Origin of the sequence: Pseudomonas sp. R1-43-08, assembly GCF_003852255.1 — a bacterium.
GTDB lineage: Bacteria > Pseudomonadota > Gammaproteobacteria > Pseudomonadales > Pseudomonadaceae > Aquipseudomonas.
The window spans coordinates 2,294,713-2,313,454 of the sequence record NZ_CP027734.1 but is presented as its reverse complement, the minus strand read 5'-3'; the positions used below and the strand labels follow the sequence as shown (position 1 = coordinate 2,313,454).

Genomic DNA, 18,742 nt, shown 5'->3' with positions numbered 1-18,742 from the left:
TACATGAATACAAAAAACATCCGCCTGGGCTTGATCGGCGCCGGTCGCATGGGCAGCTTCCACGGCCTGACCGCCGCCCGGCACATTCCCGGCGCTTGCCTCGCCGCCATCGCCGACCCTACCCCAGGGCAAGCCGCACGTCTGGCGGCAGAGCTGGGTGTAGCCAAGGTTTACACCGACCCGCAGCAACTGCTCGACGACCCGGATATCGACGGCGTACTCATCGCCGCCCCCGCCCGCAGCCATGCCGAACTGGTGATCAGCGCCGCCCGTGCCGGCAAGGGCATCTTCTGCGAGAAGCCCATGGCGATCACCCTCGATGAAGCCGACCGCGCCATCGCCGCTGCGGCCGATGCCCGAGTGCCACTGCAAGTCGGCTTCAACCGGCGTTTCGCCAAGAGCTTTCGCGCCGCCCACCTCGACGTCGCCGCAGGCCGAATCGGCACCCCGCAGTTGCTGCGCTCCCTGACCCGCGACCCGGCGCTGAACAACCCTGGCGCCTCACCGCAATGGGTGATTTTCCTGGAAACCCTGATCCACGACTTCGACACCCTGCGCTACCTCAACCCCGGCGCCGAAGCGGTGCAAGTGCAGGTGATGGCCGACGCCCTGATCGCCCCGGACTACAAAAGCCAGGGTTTGCTCGACACCGCCGTAGTCACGATCCGCTTCGATAACGGCGCGATTGCCACCGCCGAGGCCAGCTTCCAGGCGGTGTATGGCTATGACGTGCGCGGTGAAGTGTTCGGCAGCGCCGGCATGCTGACCATGGGCAGCGTGCAGGCCTGCGACCTGGTGCGCTACCAGGCCCAGGGCATCCAGGCCGACACCCAACGCCTGGACACCGACCTGTTGCGCGATGCCTACATTGCCGAGCTCAACCACTTCGTAGACTGCCTGCAAAGCGGCGCCAAGCCCCTGGCCAGCGGGGAAGATGCCCGCGCCGCCCTGGCGATTGCCCGCGCCTGTATCCAATCCTACGAGCAAGGCACGGCGGTGAGCCTATGAGCCCGTTCAAGCTGGCGGTGAGTGCCGAGATGGTGTTCCTCGACCTGCCCTTCGTCGAGCGGGTCAAACGGATTCATGCCCTGGGTTTCAGCGCCGAAATCTGGAACTGGACCGACAAGGACATCAACGCCCTGGCCGCGACGGGCGCGGACTTCACCTCCATGACCGGCTACATCAGCGGCACGCTCACTGACCCCGACGGTATCCGCCACTTGCTCGACAGCGCCCGCGAATCCTTAAGCGTTGCCGAGCGCCTCAAGTGCCCCAGCCTCAACCTGCACGGCACCGGCCTGGGTGACGGCGGCCTGCCGGTGCAACCCGTCAGCCGGACCACCGGGCGCATGTGGCTGAGCGCCTGCAAGACGCTGGAGAAAATCGCTCGCCTGGGGCAAGACGCCGGCCGCGTGTTCCTGCTGGAAAACCTCAACACCGAGGTCGACCACCCCGGCACGCCATTCGCCCGCGCCGACGACACCCTGGCGCTGATCGAGGCCGTGGGCAGCCCACACCTGAAAATGAACCTGGACCTTTACCACGCGCAGATCGGCGAAGGAAACCTGATCGAATTGATCCAGCGCGCGGGCAGCGCCATCGGCGAAATCCAGGTGGCGGACGTGCCCGGGCGCCAGGAGCCCGGCACCGGCGAAATCCATTACCCGGCGATTGCCAGGGCGCTGCATGCCATCGGTTACAGCGGCGTGGTCGGCCTGGAAGCCTGGGCCAGCGGCGACAGCGAAGCCGCCCTGGAGCGTTTTCGCCAAGCCTTCACCCTATAACAACAAGAGGAACACCTCATGCATCGCTATTCATTGATCGTTGCCACCCTGTTGCTGCTGTTCAGCCAATGGACCTTCGCCGCGTATCGCATCGGCGTGAGCATCGCGCGGGTCGACGATAACTTCATGACCTACGTACGCACCGGCCTTGAAACGGCCGCCAAACAACAAGACGTGCAGATCCAGTTCGAGGACGCCCAGGGCGACGTGGTGCGTCAGCTCAACCAGGTCGAAGGGTTTCTCAACCAGAACGTCGACGCGGTCATCGTGCTGCCGGTGGACACCGCCGCCACCGCCAACATGACCCGCGCCGCCGTGGCCGCCAACAAGCCGTTGGTGTACGTCAACCGCCATCCGGACCAACGCACGCTGCCCAAGGGGTCGTGACCGTGGCGTCCAACGACATCGAAGCCGGGCAACTGCAAATGCGCTACCTCGCGGAAAAACTCGGCGGCAAGGGCAACGTGGCGATCATCATGGGCGACCTGGCGCAAAACGCCACCCATGACCGCACTGAAGGCGCCAAGCAGGTGCTCAAGGACTTTCCCGGGATCAAGATCGTCGAGCAGCAAAGTGCCGAATGGCAACGCAGCAAGGCCATGGACCTGACCAGCAACTGGCTGCTGGCGGGCACGCAGTTCGATGCGATCGTGGCCAACAACGATGAAATGGCGATTGGCGCGGCCATGGCTTTGCAGCAGGCCGGCAAGGCCAAGGGCGAAGTGGCGATTGTCGGCATCGATGGACTGCCCGATGGCTTGGCGGCGATCAGGCGCGGCGTGCTCACCGCCTCAGTGTTCCAGGACCCCAAAGCCCAGGCGACGCAAGCGGTACAAGCGGCGGTGCGGATGATCAAGGGCGAGTCAATCGAATCGGAGGTGTGGGTACCGTTCGAACTCATAAAACCCGAACAGGTCGCGGTGTTCGAACAGCGCTACAAATAATTGAAGCCAAGAAGATCCAAATGTGGGAGGGGGCTTGCCCTAATGCCAGTCAGTTAAGGCGACACCGAACCTGTGGCGAGGGAGCTTGCTCCCGCTGGACTGCGCAGCAGTCCCATTGTTTGGGGCCGCTTCGCGCCCCAGCGGGAGCAAGCTCCCTCGCCACAAGTTAGTTCTCGCTCCTGCTACTTCTTAACTGACTGGCATTAGGGCTTGCCCCCTCCCACACTTTCAGTCCAAGTCGCTCGCACTATGGCGCTCGGCCAACTGATCATCGCCGGACACCCGATTCACCCGCCGCCCGCGCTGCACCGCCGGTCGCGCATCAATCGCATCCGCCCAACGCATGACGTGCTCGTATTCATGCACCGAGAGAAACTCCGCCGCCCCATACAACCGCCCTTTGACCAACCCGCCGTACCAGGGCCAGATGGCGATGTCGGCGATGGTGTAGGCGTCCCCGGCAATGTACTCGCTCACCGCCAGGCGTTTGTCCAGCACATCCAGCTGGCGCTTGGCCTCCATGGCGAAGCGATTGATCGGGTAGTCCATCTTGCTCGGCGCATACGCGTAGAAATGCCCGAAGCCGCCGCCCAGGTACGGTGCGCTGCCCATCTGCCAGAACAGCCACGACAGGCATTCGGCACGGGCGGCAGGTTCGGTGGGCAAAAACGCGCCGAACTTCTCGGCCAGATACTGCAGGATCGCGCCCGATTCGAACACGCGAATCGGCGCAGCGCCGCTGTGATCCATTAACGCCGGGATCTTCGAGTTCGGGTTCACCGCCACGAAACCGCTGCCGAACTGGTCGCCGTCACCGATCTTGATCAGCCAGGCGTCGTACTCGGCACCGGTGTGCCCGAGCGCCAGCAGCTCTTCGAGCAGGATCGTGACCTTCTGCCCATTGGGCGTGGCCAGGGAATACAGCTGCAACGGGTGCTTGCCGACCGGCAGTGCTTTTTCATGGGTGGCGCCGGCGATGGGCCGGTTGATGCTGGCGAAGGTGCCGCCGCTTTCGGTGTCCCAGGTCCAGACCTTGGGGGGTACGTAGTCAGACATGCTCGGTGCTCCTCGGGGGCGCTTGCGATCAACAAAGGGTTTAAGACTAAACCAAAGAAGCGTGGCGCGTCACACTGGCGTCCCCGTCTTGCCCAGGCACCTGCACACGCAGGGCGATGAGCAAGGCCGCGAGCAACATCAACACACCCGCACCGATAAACACCCCACCAATACCACTGAAGCTGAACATCAGCCCGCCACCGGCAGCGCCCGCCGCGATGGCCGACTGCACCGACGCGACCACCATGCCTCCGGCACTTTCCGCCTGGTCCGGCACCGCACGCGCAACCCAGTTCGACCACGCCACGGGTACGCCGCCAAACGCCATGCCCCATAGCGCCAGGAGCATCGCCTGGCCCGGCAGTGACGCCGGCAACCAGACCAGCGCCAGTGCCGCGATTGCCACCAACACCGGCATTAACACCAGTGTTGTGCGTGGGCGGCGCACCAGCAGCCAACCGGCGAACAGCGTGCCGGCGAAATTCGCCACGCCAAAACCCAGCAGCATCAGCGCCAACCCCTCGGTGTCGACCCCGGTGGTGCTTTCCAGGAACGGCCGGATGTAGGTGAACAGTGCGAAATGCGCGGTGTGCACCAGTACGCAGCCGAACATGCCGATGGCGATGCCGGGGCGCTGCAGTACGTCCAGCACGGTGCGCAGGCGCGCGGTGCCATGAGGAGCCATGCGCGGCAGCGTGAATGCCTGGAACGCCAGGGTCAGCAGGCCGACGGCGGCCGCCGCAATAAACGCACTGCGCCAGCCGTACAGGCCACCCATATAGCTGCCGAGCGGCACGGCGACCACGGTGCCTAGGGCGATCCCGCTGAAAATGATCGACAGCGCACGGGGCAAGGACGCCGCCGGCACCAGGCGCATCGCCACTGCAGCCGCCATGCTCCAGAAACCGCCGAGGGCGATGCCCAGCAGGATGCGCATCAACAACAGCACCGTCAGGCTGGAGGACAATGCCACCAGCAGGTTGGAGGCGATCATCAGCGTGGAAAACCCCAGCAGCACGACGCGCCGGTCGATACCACGGGTCAGCCCCGGCACCAGCAGGCCGGCAAACAGCGCCACCACCGCCGTCACCGTGACGGCCTGCCCGGCCAGCGCCTCTGTCACACCCAGGTCCAGGGCCATCGGTGTCAACAAGCTGGCCGGCAAGTACTCCGCCGTGAGCAGGCCGAATACCCCCATTGCCAGGGAAAATACCGCCAGCCAGGCCGGCTCTGTCACAACGCCCGCAGGCGTATGGGCTGCACAATCAGTCATTGCAGGTCTTCCTCAAGTCATTAGCGAGGCGCTCAGTCTAGGTAGGCCGGCCAGGATGATCTATGATACAAAGCCTTGAGTTTTTAACCGAAACCCCGAGTATGCCTTCAGTGGACGCATTCACCGCTTCTTCCGAGCTGATCAACGAATTGCTGCGCGGCATGCGCCTGCGGGGTGTGCAGTACCGGCGCATCCAGGCCGGGCCCACCTTCGGCATGGGCTTTGGCGCCCGGCCGGGCCACGCCTATTTCCATTTTCTCGCGGCCGGCCGCGCCACGCTGCGCACCGAGGACGGCAGCCTTTTCGCGCTGTCGGCCGGCAATGCAGTGTTCATCTCCCACGGTGGCGCGCACGCGCTGTTATCCGCAGCGGATGCCGTCGTGCAGGACATCGACCATTTCGACAGCGCACCGTTGGGGATACCGTGTGCGCCGTGAATGCATCACCCGATACCGTCCCCAGCCTGGTGTTGTTCAGTGCGTGCATGGAGTTTGAGCTCGGCAGCCTCCAGGGGCTCGGCAACCTGATGCCGGCCCTGATGCTGATCGATGCCGGCGGCCAGCGTTACCCTGGGCTGATGCCGATCCTGGCAGTAATGGAACGCGAACTGTCCACGGCGCGCGTAGGCTTTGCCGGCATTCTTGCGCGCCTCGCCGATGTGGTGGCGGCGATGATCGTACGCGGCTGGGTCGAGTGCGCCTGTGGCAACGCCTCGGGCCTGGTGGCCGCATTGCGCGACCCGCGCCTGGCCAGCGCCCTGCTCGCCTTGCACCAGCAGCCGGGCCACGACTGGAGCGTGGCGGAACTGGCCGCCCAGTGTCATACCTCGCGCTCGGTGTTCGCCGACCGCTTCCAGGCCGTCCTCGGCATACCGCCACTGCGCTACGCCACGGAACTGCGCATGCGCCTGGCCAGCCAATGGCTGACCCTGGAACGCATGCCCATCGAAACCGTGGCGCAACGCCTGGGTTATACCTCCCAGGCGGCGTTCAGCCGTGCCTTCAAGCGCATCACCGGGCAGCCGCCGGGGGCTGCCAGGCGTTCGGCATGAAGCCTCGCGCAGCACGCGGTCTTCAAAGCCTGACCCGATCGAATAAACACCACTGTTCAAATGTGGGAGGGGCGGTGCGACGATTCGACTTGCTCCCGATGACAGAGTGTCAGTCAACATTTACCTGACTGATACACCGCAATCGGGAGCAAGCCCCCTCCCACACTTCATCCTCATCGTTTGATAGTCGCGTTTCTACACCCAACCACCATCCACGATAAAGTTCTGCGCCGAACACATCGCCGAGGCATCGGAAGCCAAAAACAGCGCCATATTGGCGATATGCTCGGGCATCACACTGCCCGGCAGGCACTGGCTGCGGGCGATCAGCTCACGGGCCGCGTCGTCCACCCACATGGCCAGTTGTTTTTCCGTCATCACCCAGCCCGGCACCAGGGTATTGACCCGAATGTGGTGGGGCCCCAGTTCCCGCGCCAGGCCACGGGTCATGCCGTGGGCGGCGGCCTTGCTGGCGGCGTACACCGGGTAGCCGGCGGAGGCCATCATCCAGCCGACCGAGCCCAGGTTGATGATCGAGCCGCCACCGGCCTGTTTCATCATTGGTACCACGGCCTTGGCGGCAAAGAAGGCGTGCTTGAGGTTGACCGCAATCAGCCGGTCGAACATTTCCGAGTCGATTTCTTCCAGGGTATGGCGTACATCGTTCGCCGCGTTGTTGACCAGCACCGTGATCGGGCCGAGGGAATGTTCGAAACGCCCGATCGCCGCGCGATAGCCGATCTCGTCGGTGATATCGCAGCATTCGAACTCAACGCTATGCCCGTTGGAGTTCAACAGCGCGGCCAGGCGTTCGCCCTGGCTTTGGGCGCGGTCCACGAACGCCACCTTGGCGCCTTGGGCGGCGAACGCCCGCACCATGAACTCGCCAATCCCGGAAGCCCCGCCGGAGATCAATACGGTCTTGCCCTTGAGGTCGGGATACAGGGCCTGCTGAGTACTCATAACGTGATGCCTCGATCAATTAGTCTTATTTTATTTTACGAAATCGGCGTTAAAGGCTATAAATTCGCTGTCTCAATCATGAAATATCGCACATTAGTAGAACTATTCAATCCAAAAACAACAAAAGGAAGTTCGACCATGAAGCACCCTCGATACCTGCTGTCCGGCCTGGCAATGTCCATGTTGATCGCCAGCGGCGGCGCCCAGGCCGCAGGCCTGACCAGCGAACACAAACCCTTCGGCAAAACCAATGACGGCACCGCCGTCGAACAATACGTGTTGCGCAACAGCCATGGCATGCAAGCCACGGTGATTACCTACGGCGGTGTGCTGCAATCGTTGAAGGTGCCGGACAAACACGGCAAGGTCGACGACGTGGTGCTGGGCTTTGACGACGTACAAGGCTATCAAGGCGGTACCGCGTTTTTCGGCGCGACCATCGGCCGCTTCGGCAATCGCCTGGCCGGCGGTGCCTTCGAACTTGACGGCAAACGCTACCAGGTGCCGCTCAACGACGGCCCCAACTCACTGCATGGCGGCGCCCAGGGCTTCGACAAGCAGGTGTGGCAAGCCAAGCCGGTCAACGACAAGGACTCGGTCGGGGTCACGCTCACCTACCTGTCCAAGGACGGTGAAATGGGTTTCCCCGGCAACCTGAAAACCGAAGTCACTTATCGCCTCAACGACAAGAACGAGCTGCACATCGACTATAAGGCCACCACCGACAAACCGACTGTGCTCAACCTCACCAACCACAGCTACTTCAACCTGGCCGGCGCAGGTAACGGCGATATTCTCAAGCAGGTCGCCACCTTGCACGCCAGCCATTACACACCGGTGAATGCCACCCTGATTCCCACCGGCGAACTGGCGCCGGTCAAGGGCACACCGATGGACTTCCTCAAGCCTACCGCCATCGGCCAGCACATCAAGGACGACCATCCGCAGCTCAAGTTTGCCGAACCGAAACAGGGCGGGTTCGACTTCAACTGGGCGCTGGACACCAAAGGCGATGTGAAGCAACTGGCGGCCGAGGTGCATGATCCTGAGTCGGGGCGGCGTTTGCAGCTCTACACCAGCGAACCTGGGGTGCAGTTCTATACCAGTAACTTCCTGGACGGTTCGGTGAAGGGCAAGGGCGGCAAGACTTACCAGCACTGGAGTGGGTTCACCCTGGAGACCCAGCACTTTCCGGACGCGCCTAACCAGCCCAAGTTTGCCTCGACCCGCCTGAATCCCGGGCAGACCTACACCCAGAACACCATCTTCAAGTTCACCGCCAACTAAAACCCTACATTGATCGTTCCCACGCTCCGCGTGGGAATGCCACCTGGGACGCTCCGCGTCCCGATTCAGAAGTGGACGCAGAGCGTCCTGGGATGCATTCCCACGCAGAGCGAGGGAACGATCAGGTTCAGCGTTGTTTCATGCGGTCGATGACCACGGCCAACAGCAGGATCGAGCCGCGAATCACGTACTGGTAGAAGGTATCGATGTTCTTCAGGTTCATCGCATTCTCGATAATCGCCAGGATCAATACCCCGGCGATCACATGGCGGATCATGCCGATACCGCCACTCAGCGACACCCCGCCCAGCACACAGGCGGAAATCACCGTCAGCTCGAAGCCCTGGCCGATCATTGGTTGGCCGGAGGTCATGCGTGAGGCCAGGATCACCCCGGCCAACGCGCCGATCAAACCGTGCACGGCGAAGATCAGGATCTTGGTGCGATCCACATTGACCCCCGCCAGCAACGCCGCTTCCGGGTTGCCGCCGATGGCCATGGTGTTGCGCCCGTAGGTGGTGTAGTTGAGCAACCAGCCGAAGAACAGGAAACACACGATGGTAATCAGGATCGGTACCGGCACGCCCAACAGCTGGCCGTTGCCGAACACGAAGAACTGATCCTGGGACACGCCCACCGCTTTGCCGTCGGCGAAGATATAGGCCAGGCCACGCACGATCTGCATGGTTGCCAGGGTGGTAATCAACGCGTTGACCCGCAACTTGGCGATCACGATCCCGTTGATCAACCCCACCATCAGGCCCATCAGCAGCGCCGCGCCGATGCCGAGCATCACGCTGTCGGTGTCGCGCATCACAATCGCCGCGACCACGCCGGCGCAGGCAATCACCGAGCCCACCGACAAGTCGAAATGCCCGGAGGCCAGGCAGAACAGCATGGTGCACGCCGCAATACCCACCGTGGAAATCGCCAGGCCCAGCCCGCGCATGTTCAGCGGCGAGAGGAAGTTATCGATCAGCAAGGCACACAGGACAAAGATACCCACCGCGGCCAGCAGCATCGCCCAGTTGTCGAGCAAGGCGCGCAGATCGAGGGGTTTGCGTGCCGAGGGCAGCGCGTTGTTTTGAGTGGTCATGGTCGTCTCTCAGTTCGCCAGGCCGCGCGGCAAGGCCAGCTGCAGCAGGTTGGATTCAGTCGCGTGTGCGCGCAGTTGTTCACCGCGCAAGGCGCCTTCGCACAGCACCAGGATGCGGTCGGAAATGCCCATGACTTCCATCAGGTCGCTGGACACCACGATCACCGCAATGCCTTGCGCCGCGAGGTTATGGATGATCTGGTAGATCTCGGCCTTGGCGCCGATATCGATGCCACGGGTCGGTTCGTCCAGCAGCAGCACCTTCATCGGCATCGACAGCCAGCGGCCGAGGATGGCTTTCTGTTGGTTGCCACCGGACAGGTACATGATTTTCTGCGCCGCGTTCGGGGTCTTGACCTTCATCGCCTTGATCTGGTGGTCGGCGTTGCCTTTCTCCCAGCCATCGCGCAACAGCCAGCCGAACGCGGAATGCGCGCCACGGGCACTGATGTTGATGTTTTCGGCAACGCTGGACAGCGGAATGATGCCCTCCTTCTTGCGGTCCTCGGGGCACAGCAGCACCCCGGCGGCGATGGCATCGCGAGGTGAGCGCAATTGCAGCGGCTCACCGCACAACTCCAGGCTGCCGGCACTGGCACGCTCCAGGCCGCTGAGCAGTCGGAACAGCTCCGTGCGCCCTGCCCCCACCAACCCGAACAGGCCGAGGATTTCGCCTTTGCGCACCTCAAAGCTGATCGGTTCGCGCAAGCCGGGGCCGAGCAGGCCGTTGACCTTCAGGGCGACTTCGCCGTGCTCGCGCGGACGGTAGTCGTAGATGTCCTGGATATCGCGGCCGACCATGCAGGTCACCAGTTGGTCGTGGTTCAGCGCGCTCATGTCATCGAAGGTGCGCACGAAGCGGCCGTCCTTGAACACCGTCACCGCATTGCAGATACGGAACACCTCCTCCATGCGGTGCGACACGTACAGCACCACTTTGCCCTCATCACGCAGGCGCGTGATGATCGCCATCAAGCGATCGATCTCCCGCGCCGAGAGGCTGCTGGTCGGTTCATCGAAGGCGATCACATGGGCGCCACGGGACAGCGCCTTGGCGATTTCCACCAGTTGGCGCTGACCCAGAGACAAGCGCCCGAGCTTTTCCTGGGGGTCGATTTCATCGGCCAGGCCCTTGAGGCACGCCAGCGCCTGCTGGCGCAGCACGCTGCGATTGACCACACCAAAACGCGACGGCAAATGCCCGAGGAACAGGTTCTCGGCCACGGTCATTTCCGGCACCAGGTGCAGCTCCTGGTGGATCACCGCGACGCCGCTGGCAATGCTGTCGGCGGCGCATTTGAAGGCCATGACTTGCTCGCCGATCTGCACCGTGCCGGTGCTGGGAATATAGGCGCCGCCGAGGATCTTCAGCAGCGTCGACTTACCCGCACCGTTCTCGCCCATCAGGGCATGCACTTGCCCCGGATGGGCGGTGAAGCTGATGCCGTCGAGCGCCTTGACCCCAGGGAAGGTTTTGCCGATACCGTCAAAACGCAGGGCCGCAGCGGTCATTTCCACAGCCCGATCTTGGTCAGTTCCGCCTGGAAGTTCTCGCGGGTGATCAGGGTCACTTCGTCCATGGCGGTGTACTTCGGCGGTTCAGTGCCTTTGGTGACCCACTCGTACATCATCAGCGCGGTGTTGTAGCCCTCGATATGCGGGCTGGGCAGCATCGAACCGAAGAAGCCGCTGTTGGCTTTCTTCAATTCACCGATGGCGTCGGTGCCATTGATGCCGATGCCGATCACATTAGCCGCCGCGAAGCCGGCGCTTTCGGTAGCACGTACGCCGCCGAGCACGGTGTTGTCGTTCATGCCGCCGATGATCAGGTTTTTTGCGCCGCTGGGCAGCTTGACCAGCGCCGAGTTGGTGGCGTCCATGCTGCCTGGGACGTCGAGGGTTTTCAGCGCGGCGGTCAGGATATGGTCCTTGGGAATGCCGGCTTCTTCCAGGGATTTGATCGAGCCGTCGGTGCGTTTCTTGCCGGTGTCGAGTTCGTTGAAAGTGTTGATCACCGCATAGGTGTCCTTCCAGTCCCAACCGCGTTTTTTCGCTTCGGCGGCCATGGCGGCGCCCTGCTTCTGGCCCACTTCGAAGGCGGCCATGCCCAGGTACGGCACGTCCTCCATGAAGTTGCCCTTGGCATCGACGAAACGGTCATCCACCGCAATCACTTTCAGGCCGTTGGCCTTGGCCTTGGCGACAATCGCCGGGCCCAGGGACACGTCCGGCGGGCAGATCACAAAGCCCTTGGCGCCGTTGGCGGCCAGGCTGTCGATGGCCGAAAGGGTTTTCTCACCGTCGGGCACGGCGATCTTGATCACGGTAAACCCGTGTTCCTTGCCGGCTTTTTCGGCGAAGGCCCATTCGGTCTGGAACCAAGGCTCTTCGGCCTGCTTGACCAGAAAGCCGATCTTCACTTCTTCAGCAGCCAGCAGCAGGCCGCTCAAGCTCATGGCCGAGACCGCCACAGCGGCGCAGCACAGGGAACGCAAACCACGACGACGATTCATACGGGTGACTCCTTGTTGTTGTTTTTGAATATTCGTTTTTCGGTTTATCCGGCGAAGCGGTGACAGGGCTTGCCTGGCACCTCGACCTCCAGGCTCAGTACCGCACCGTCCAATGGGTGATCCAAGGGGCTGGCGGCGCTGGTGATATACAGGGTGGTCAGATCAGGCCCACCAAACACACAACTGGTGGGGCGGCTGACGGGCAGTTCGACGATGCGGTCCACCTGCCCTTGCGGCGTCAGGCGCAGCAGGCAACTGCCGTCCCAGCGCGCATTCCAGATGTAACCCTCACTGTCCATGGCCGAACCGTCCGGCCCGCCGCGTTCGTGGGCAGCGAACCAGGTCCGGGCGGCGTCGAGCTGGCCGTCGGGCTGAATGGCATGCCGGTACAGCGTGCCATCCAGGCTGTCGCCGAAATGCACATGGCCGCCGTCGTCGCTCCATAACAGCGTGTTGGGAATGCCCAGCCCGCTCAGCAGCGGCGTAACCGTCGCATCGGCGTCGATACGAAACAGCCCACCGGAGCGTCGCGTGATGGGCAGGTCTTCGCCATGGGCGCCGATGTTGTTCTGCATGGTGCCCAGCCACAGTCGGCCCTGGGCATCGCAACGGGCTTCGTTGCCGCGGTTACCCGGTTGCGGGTCGGCCACGCACAGCAAGGTGAGGGCTTCGGTGTTCAAGTCCAGCCGGTACACACCGCTGCTCAGGGTCACCAGCGCATCCCCGCTTTCGCAGGGGATGAACGCCGAGACGTGTTCGGGTAATTGCCAGACTCGCAACTGCCCGTCCATCAGGCGCAGGGCCTGGCGGGCGGCGATATCCACCCAATACAGGGCCTGGGACGGAGCATCCCAGAACGGCCCTTCGCCCAACCGGGCACGGTGCGGGGTGACTGCGCTCAACGACATGAAGCCTCCGGATGACTTACAGGGATTCTCGGGACGGCGCGCCATCCACCAGCCGCTGGATACGCAACGGGTTGGCGTTTTTCAGCGCGTCGGGCAGCAGGCTATCAGGGTAGTTCTGGAAGCACACCGGGCGCAGGAACCGATCGATGGCCAAGGTGCCGACCGAGGTGCCACGGGCATCGGAGGTGGCCGGGTACGGCCCGCCGTGCACCATCGAATCGCAGACTTCCACACCGGTGGGGTAACCGTTGAGCAGGATGCGCCCGACTTTCTGTTCCAGCAGCGGCGTCAGCTCGGCGAACTGTTGCAGGTCAGCCGGTTCGCCAATGATGGTGGCGGTCAACTGCCCGTGCAGGCCGTGCAAGGCGGCGCTGAGCTGGGCCTGGTCGGCGACTTCGACGAACACTGTGGTCGGGCCGAACACTTCTTCCTGCAGCACTTCATCGCCGTCGATCAACAGGCGCACATCGGCCTTGAACAACTGCGGCTGGGCCTGGTTGCCCGATTGGGCGTTGCCCGCCAAGTGCTCGATACCGGGGTGAGACAGGAGCTTTTCCAGGCCCTTGCCGTAGCTGCCCAAGGTGCCCGCGTTAAGCATGGTTTGCGCCGGTTGCTCGCCGATCAGCTTCGCGACCTGTTGCGTGAACGCGGTGAACGCTGGGGACGTGATGCCGATCACCAGGCCAGGGTTGGTGCAGAACTGGCCGCAGCCTTGCACCACCGAGGCGGTCAGGTCGCGGGCCACGCTGTCGGCGCGGGCTTGCAGCGCCTGCGGCAGCACGATGACCGGGTTGATGCTCGACATCTCGGCAAACACCGGGATCGGCTGCGGGCGCGCCGCCGCCATATCGCACAGGGCACGGCCGCCCTTGAGCGAGCCGGTAAAGCCGACGGCCTGGATCGCCGGGTGCTTGACCAGCGCTTCGCCAACACCGCCGCCGAAGATCATGTTGAACACGCCCGCCGGCATTTCGGTGGTTTCGGCAGCGCGGATGATCGCATCAGCCACCTGCTCGGCCGTCGCCATATGCCCGCTATGGGCCTTGAATACCACCGGGCAACCGGCTGCCAGCGCAGCGGCGGTATCACCGCCGGCGGTGGAAAATGCCAGCGGGAAGTTGCTGGCGCCGAACACCGCGACCGGGCCCAGGCCGATGCGGTATTGGCGCAGGTCCGGACGCGGCAATGGCTGGCGATCCGGCAGCGCTTTGTCGATGCGCGCGCCGTAGAAATCACCGCGACGCAGCACCGTGGCGAACAGGCGCATCTGGCCGCTGGTACGCCCACGTTCGCCTTTGATGCGCGCCGCCGGCAAGGCGGTTTCGCGGCAGACCAGTTCGACGAAATCATCGCCCAATGCGTCCAGCTCGTCGGCAATCGCATCGAGAAATTGGGCACGGCGCGACGCGCTCAAGGCGCGGTAAGCCGGGTACGCGGCGGCGGCTGCTTTGGCGGCGGCATCCACCTCCTGCGGGGTGGCCTGGTAGAACGCCTGGGGCAAGGCTTCGCCGGTGGTGGCGTCGACGCTCTGCAACTGGGTGCTGCCGTTGGCACTGCGCTGGCCGCCGATGTAGTTGTGACCGAGGAACTGGGGCATGGGGCTCTCCTTTAAAGGGTAATGACGTTGCCGGGTTCGAATGCCGCATCACTGCTGCCGACACGGTTGACCAGCGGCGCGCCGAATTCAGCCTGGGTAATCTCGAACACATCGCCTTCCTGGGTACGTATACCGTCGGCAAATGACAGCGTGGCGGTGCCGAAGAAGTGGATGTGCACATCGCCGGGCTTGAGGAACTGGCGGTATTTGAAGTGGTGGTATTCGAGGTTTTCCAGGCTGTGGCACATATTGGCCTCGCCGCTGAGGAATTCGTTCCGCCAGATTTCCTCACCGTTACGCAGGATGCGGCTGGTGCCTGCCAGGTGCTGGGGCAACTCGCCCACGCGCAGTTCCGGCCCGTAGCTGCAACTGCGCAGTTTGGAATGGGCCAGGTACAGGTAGTTCTTGCGTTCCATCACATGGTCGGAGAATTCGTTGCCTACCGCAAAGCCCACACGGTAGGGCTTGCTGTCCGGGCCGATCACGTAGAGTCCACCGATTTCCGGCTCTTCGCCGGCGTCTTCGGCAAACGGCGGTACCGGGAACGCGGCGCCGGGGCGCACCACGGTGCTGCCGTCGCCTTTATAGAACCACTCCGGTTGCACGCCCGCCTGCCCGGCGGCTGGCTTGCCGCCCTCAACCCCCCATTTGAAGATGCGCATGGTGTCGGTCAATGCGGTGTCGTCACCGGCCTGGTGCATTTTGTCTCGCGCCGAGGCGCTGCCCAGGTGAGTCAGGCCGGTGCCGCTGATCAGCATATGGGCCGGGTCCGGGTGGTCCAGTGGCGGCAGCACCTTGAGCTCGGCCAACAACGCGGCGTAGTCGTGGCTGTCGCCCAGGCCAAGGCTGTCCACCTGCTGCTCCAGGCCGACACCGGCTTCGATCGCGGCCAGGGCCAATTCACGCACGCTGCGCGCCGCCTGGACTTCGCGCAGCTGTGTGCCTTCCACTACGCCGACGCGGCGTTCGCCGTTGGGCAACTCGAACTGAACTAAACGCATGCCATTTCTCCTGAATTAAGTACGTGTGGCGCCACGGGCACTGGCGGCGAATTGGTCGGCGGGCAGCACATGCTTGCGTTCCAGCAGGCGGTAGACCACCAGGGTCAGCACCAGCCCGAACAGCATCACACCGGATAGAAAGTACAAACCCGAGGCCAGGTTGCCGGTGTATTCCTTGAGCGCACCGATCACGAACGGGCCGATGTAGCCGCCAAGGTTGCCCACCGAATTGATCAACGCGATACCGGCCGCCGCACTGGCACCGGCGAAGAAGCGGCCCGGCAAGGTCCAGAACACCGCCGTGCAGGAAAACATCGCGAACGCCGCCAGGCACAGCGCTGCCATCTGCAGCACCGGCACACTGAGCCAGGCGCTGAAGAACAGGCCGATGGCGCCCAGTACGTAGAGCACGGCGAGGTGGCCGTAACGGTCATTCAAACGGTCGGAACTGCGCGGGATGATCAGCAGGCCGATGATGCCGAAGATGTAAGGCACGGCGGAGATGAAGCCGGTGGTGAGGTCACTGCCGCCAAATTGCTTGATCAAGGTCGGCAGCCACAGACCCAGGCCGTAGATGCTCAAGGTCACCGGCAGGTAGAACAGCGCCAGCAGCAACACGCGCTTGTCCTTGAGCGCATGCAGCGGGTTGCCGTGGCGGGTCTGGCCGTAGGCTTGCAGGTCTTTATTGAGCTCACCGGTAAGCCAGGCCTTTTCTTCCTCGCTCATCCACTTGACTTGTTTAGGGCCGTCCGGCAGGTAGCGCAGCACCGGCCAGGTGAGCAGGATCGCCGGGGTGCCGATCACGATGAACAGCCACTGCCAGCCGTGCAGGCCCAGGGTGCCGTCCATGCCCAGCAAGCCGCCGGACACGGGCCCGGTGATCATCATCGCGATCGGTTGGGAGAGGATGAACAGCCCGAGGATCTTGCCGCGATGGCGCACCGGGAACCATTGGGTGATGTAGTACAGCACGCCCGGAAAGAACCCGGCCTCGGCCGCGCCGAGCAGAAAGCGCATCACATAGAAGCTGTGCGGCCCTTGTACGAAGGCCATGCCGATGGTGATGGTGCCCCAGGTGATCATGATGCGCGCGAACCAGCGCCGCGCGCCGAAGCGGTCGAGCATCAGGTTGCTAGGAATCTCGAACAGGAAGTAGCCAATGAAGAACAACCCCGCGCCCAGGCCATAGGCCGCATCGCCGATGCCGACGTCGGCGCCCATATGCAGCTTGGCGAAGCCCACGGCGGAACGGTCCACGTAGGCAATCAGGTACAGCAGGATCAGGAAGGGAATCAGTTTCAGCGTGATGCGCCGAATAAGCCGCAGTTCCTGGCTCATGGGGGTCGATCTCCGATTGTTGTTTTTATAGAAGCTCGGGGGACGCCTCTCGCGAAAATCCGCCAGGGTCATACCTCAGTTGAGAAAGACTATATAGTAGGACTATTTGCAAAACAACTCTTCCAAAACTTTGATTTTGCGCTTATGTTTAACCACGCTCAGAACATATAGTCATACAATAAGAGAATCGATCATGTCTGATAAAAAGCCCGGCCTACGCTCCGCCCAGTGGTTCGGTACTGCCGACAAGAACGGCTTCATGTACCGCAGCTGGATGAAGAACCAGGGCATTGCCGACCATCAGTTCCATGGCAAGCCGATCATCGGCATCTGCAACACTTGGTCGGAGCTGACCCCGTGCAACGCGCATTTCCGCCAGATCGCCGAGCACGTCAAACGCGGTGTGATCGAAGCCGGTGGCTTCCCGGTGGAATTCCCGGTGTTCTCCAACGGCGAATCCAACCTGCGCCCCACCGCCATGCTGACGCGCAACCTGGCGAGCATGGACGTGGAAGAAGCGATTCGCGGCAACCCGATCGATGGCGTGGTGCTGCTCACCGGCTGCGACAAAACCACCCCGGCCCTGCTGATGGGCGCCGCCAGTTGTGATGTGCCAGCCATCGTCGTCACTGGCGGGCCGATGCTCAACGGCAAGCACAAGGGCCAGGACATCGGCTCGGGCACGGTGGTGTGGCAGCTCAGCGAACAGGTCAAGGCCGGCACCATTACCCTGGATGATTTCCTTGCAGCCGAAGGCGGCATGTCGCGCTCGGCGGGTACCTGCAACACCATGGGCACCGCGTCGACCATGGCCTGCATGGCCGAAGCGCTGGGCACCTCCCTGCCCCACAACGCGGCGATTCCGGCAGTGGACGCACGGCGTTATGTGCTGGCGCACATGTCGGGCATGCGTGCAGTGGAGATGGTGCGCGAAGACTTGAAGCTGTCGAAGATCCTCACCAAGGAAGCCTTCGAAAACGCGATCCGGGTGAACGCGGCCATCGGCGGTTCGACCAACGCGGTGATCCACTTGAAAGCCATCGCCGGGCGCATCGGCGTCGAGCTGGACCTGGACGACTGGACCCGTATCGGGCGTGGCATGCCGACCATCGTCGACCTGCAACCCTCGGGGCGCTTCCTGATGGAAGAGTTCTACTATGCCGGCGGCCTGCCCGCCGTACTGCGCCGCCTGGGCGAAGCCAACCTGATCCCGCATCCGAATGCCTTGACCGTCAACGGCAAAACCTTGGGCGAGAACACCAAGGACTCACCGATCTACGGCCAGGACGAAGTGATCCGCACCCTCGACAACCCGATCCGCGCCGACGGCGGCATCTGCGTGCTGCGCGGTAACCTGGCGCCGCTGGGTGCAGTGCTCAAGCCGTCTGCCGCCAGCGCCGAGCTGATGCAGCACCGCGGCCGCGCGGTAGTGTTCGAGAACTTCGACATGTACAAGGCGCGCATCAACGATCCGGAACTGGACGTGGATGCCAACTCGATCCTGGTCATGAAAAACTGCGGGCCCAAGGGTTACCCAGGCATGGCCGAAGTCGGCAACATGGGCCTGCCGGCCAAATTGCTGGCCCAGGGCGTGACCGACATGGTGCGGATTTCCGATGCGCGCATGAGCGGTACCGCCTATGGCACGGTGGTGCTGCATGTGGCGCCGGAAGCCGCAGCGGGCGGGCCGTTGGCGGCCGTGCAGGAAGGTGACTGGATCGAACTCGACTGCGCCAACGGGCGCTTGCACCTGGACATCCCCGACGCCGAATTGGCATCGCGCATGGCCGATTTGGCGCCGCCCGAGAAGCTCATCGTCGGCGGCTATCGCCAGCTGTACATCGACCATGTGCTGCAGGCCGACCAGGGTTGCGACTTCGACTTCCTGGTGGGCTGCCGTGGCGCCGAAGTACCACGGCATTCCCACTAAT

General features: G+C 63.2%; 14 protein-coding genes and 2 pseudogenes. 6 read left to right on the top strand and 10 right to left on the bottom strand.

The window, feature by feature from the left end:
- Nucleotides 1-3: 3 nt before the first annotated feature.
- The 3 genes and pseudogenes from C4J87_RS10620 to C4J87_RS10610 all read left to right on the top strand — a co-directional run bounded on the left by C4J87_RS10620 (nucleotide 4) and on the right by C4J87_RS10610 (nucleotide 2,728).
- Nucleotides 4-1,008, top strand: coding sequence for a Gfo/Idh/MocA family oxidoreductase (locus tag C4J87_RS10620; RefSeq protein ID WP_124366726.1), 1,005 nt, complete (start codon nucleotides 4-6; stop codon nucleotides 1,006-1,008).
- Nucleotides 1,005-1,784 carry a TIM barrel protein gene (locus C4J87_RS10615; protein ID WP_124366725.1) on the top strand — a complete coding sequence of 260 codons (780 nt, stop codon included), beginning with the start codon at nucleotides 1,005-1,007 and terminating at the stop codon, nucleotides 1,782-1,784. The genes C4J87_RS10620 and C4J87_RS10615 overlap by 4 nt, the downstream gene beginning before the upstream one ends.
- 18 nt (nucleotides 1,785-1,802) lie before the next feature.
- Nucleotides 1,803-2,728: pseudogene (locus tag C4J87_RS10610) on the top strand (sugar ABC transporter substrate-binding protein).
- Nucleotides 2,729-2,956: 228 nt separating this feature from the next.
- Here the strand turns inward: C4J87_RS10610 and yghU are convergent.
- Complete coding sequence (gene yghU / locus C4J87_RS10605; protein WP_124366724.1) at nucleotides 2,957-3,784, bottom strand: glutathione-dependent disulfide-bond oxidoreductase; 828 nt, start codon at nucleotides 3,782-3,784, stop codon at nucleotides 2,957-2,959.
- Between the two features lie 46 nt (nucleotides 3,785-3,830).
- Nucleotides 3,831-5,057 carry an MFS transporter gene (locus tag C4J87_RS10600; RefSeq protein WP_124366723.1) on the bottom strand — a complete coding sequence of 409 codons (1,227 nt, stop codon included), beginning with the start codon at nucleotides 5,055-5,057 and terminating at the stop codon, nucleotides 3,831-3,833.
- Between the two features lie 101 nt (nucleotides 5,058-5,158).
- On the opposite strand from C4J87_RS10600, the pseudogene C4J87_RS10595 reads away from it, so the two are divergent.
- Nucleotides 5,159-6,108, top strand: a pseudogene (locus C4J87_RS10595) (AraC family transcriptional regulator).
- 195 nt (nucleotides 6,109-6,303) lie between these two features.
- On the opposite strand, the gene C4J87_RS10590 reads toward C4J87_RS10595, so the two are convergent.
- Complete coding sequence (locus C4J87_RS10590; RefSeq protein ID WP_124362478.1) at nucleotides 6,304-7,071, bottom strand: SDR family NAD(P)-dependent oxidoreductase; 768 nt, start codon at nucleotides 7,069-7,071, stop codon at nucleotides 6,304-6,306.
- Nucleotides 7,072-7,209: 138 nt separating this feature from the next.
- Between C4J87_RS10590 and C4J87_RS10585 the strand changes: the two genes are divergently transcribed.
- Nucleotides 7,210-8,358: an aldose epimerase family protein gene (locus tag C4J87_RS10585; protein WP_124366722.1), complete on the top strand. Its 1,149-nt coding sequence runs from the start codon at nucleotides 7,210-7,212 to the stop codon at nucleotides 8,356-8,358.
- 127 nt (nucleotides 8,359-8,485) lie between these two features.
- Here C4J87_RS10585 and araH read toward each other — a convergent pair whose 3' ends face one another.
- The 7 genes from araH to C4J87_RS10550 are packed head-to-tail and all read right to left on the bottom strand — an operon-like array spanning nucleotide 8,486 to nucleotide 16,811.
- Entirely contained in the window at nucleotides 8,486-9,454 is a 969-nt protein-coding gene (gene araH / locus C4J87_RS10580) for an L-arabinose ABC transporter permease AraH (RefSeq protein ID WP_124362476.1), read from the bottom strand.
- A 9-nt stretch (nucleotides 9,455-9,463) separates the two neighbouring features.
- A complete protein-coding gene (gene araG, locus C4J87_RS10575; protein WP_124366721.1) occupies nucleotides 9,464-10,966 on the bottom strand; it encodes an L-arabinose ABC transporter ATP-binding protein AraG in 1,503 nt (500 codons plus the stop codon).
- A complete protein-coding gene (locus tag C4J87_RS10570) occupies nucleotides 10,963-11,967 on the bottom strand; it encodes a substrate-binding domain-containing protein (protein ID WP_124366720.1) in 1,005 nt (334 codons plus the stop codon). Before C4J87_RS10570 ends, araG begins: the two co-directional genes overlap by 4 nt.
- A gap of 44 nt (nucleotides 11,968-12,011) precedes the next feature.
- Nucleotides 12,012-12,875, bottom strand: coding sequence for an SMP-30/gluconolactonase/LRE family protein (locus C4J87_RS10565; RefSeq protein WP_124366719.1), 864 nt, complete (start codon nucleotides 12,873-12,875; stop codon nucleotides 12,012-12,014).
- Nucleotides 12,876-12,891: 16 nt separating this feature from the next.
- On the bottom strand, nucleotides 12,892-14,472 hold the full coding sequence (locus C4J87_RS10560) for an aldehyde dehydrogenase (NADP(+)) (protein WP_124366718.1): 1,581 nt from the start codon (nucleotides 14,470-14,472) through the stop codon (nucleotides 12,892-12,894).
- A gap of 11 nt (nucleotides 14,473-14,483) precedes the next feature.
- A complete protein-coding gene (gene araD1 / locus C4J87_RS10555) occupies nucleotides 14,484-15,473 on the bottom strand; it encodes an AraD1 family protein (RefSeq protein ID WP_124366717.1) in 990 nt (329 codons plus the stop codon).
- 15 nt (nucleotides 15,474-15,488) lie between these two features.
- The gene (locus C4J87_RS10550; protein WP_124362470.1) at nucleotides 15,489-16,811 is read right to left on the bottom strand and encodes an MFS transporter; all 1,323 of its coding nucleotides are present in this window, start codon (nucleotides 16,809-16,811) and stop codon (nucleotides 15,489-15,491) included.
- Between the two features lie 193 nt (nucleotides 16,812-17,004).
- Here C4J87_RS10550 and C4J87_RS10545 point away from each other — a divergent pair, with 193 nt between their 5' ends.
- Entirely contained in the window at nucleotides 17,005-18,741 is a 1,737-nt protein-coding gene (locus tag C4J87_RS10545) for an IlvD/Edd family dehydratase (RefSeq protein WP_124362469.1), read from the top strand.
- Nucleotide 18,742: the final 1 nt, after the last annotated feature.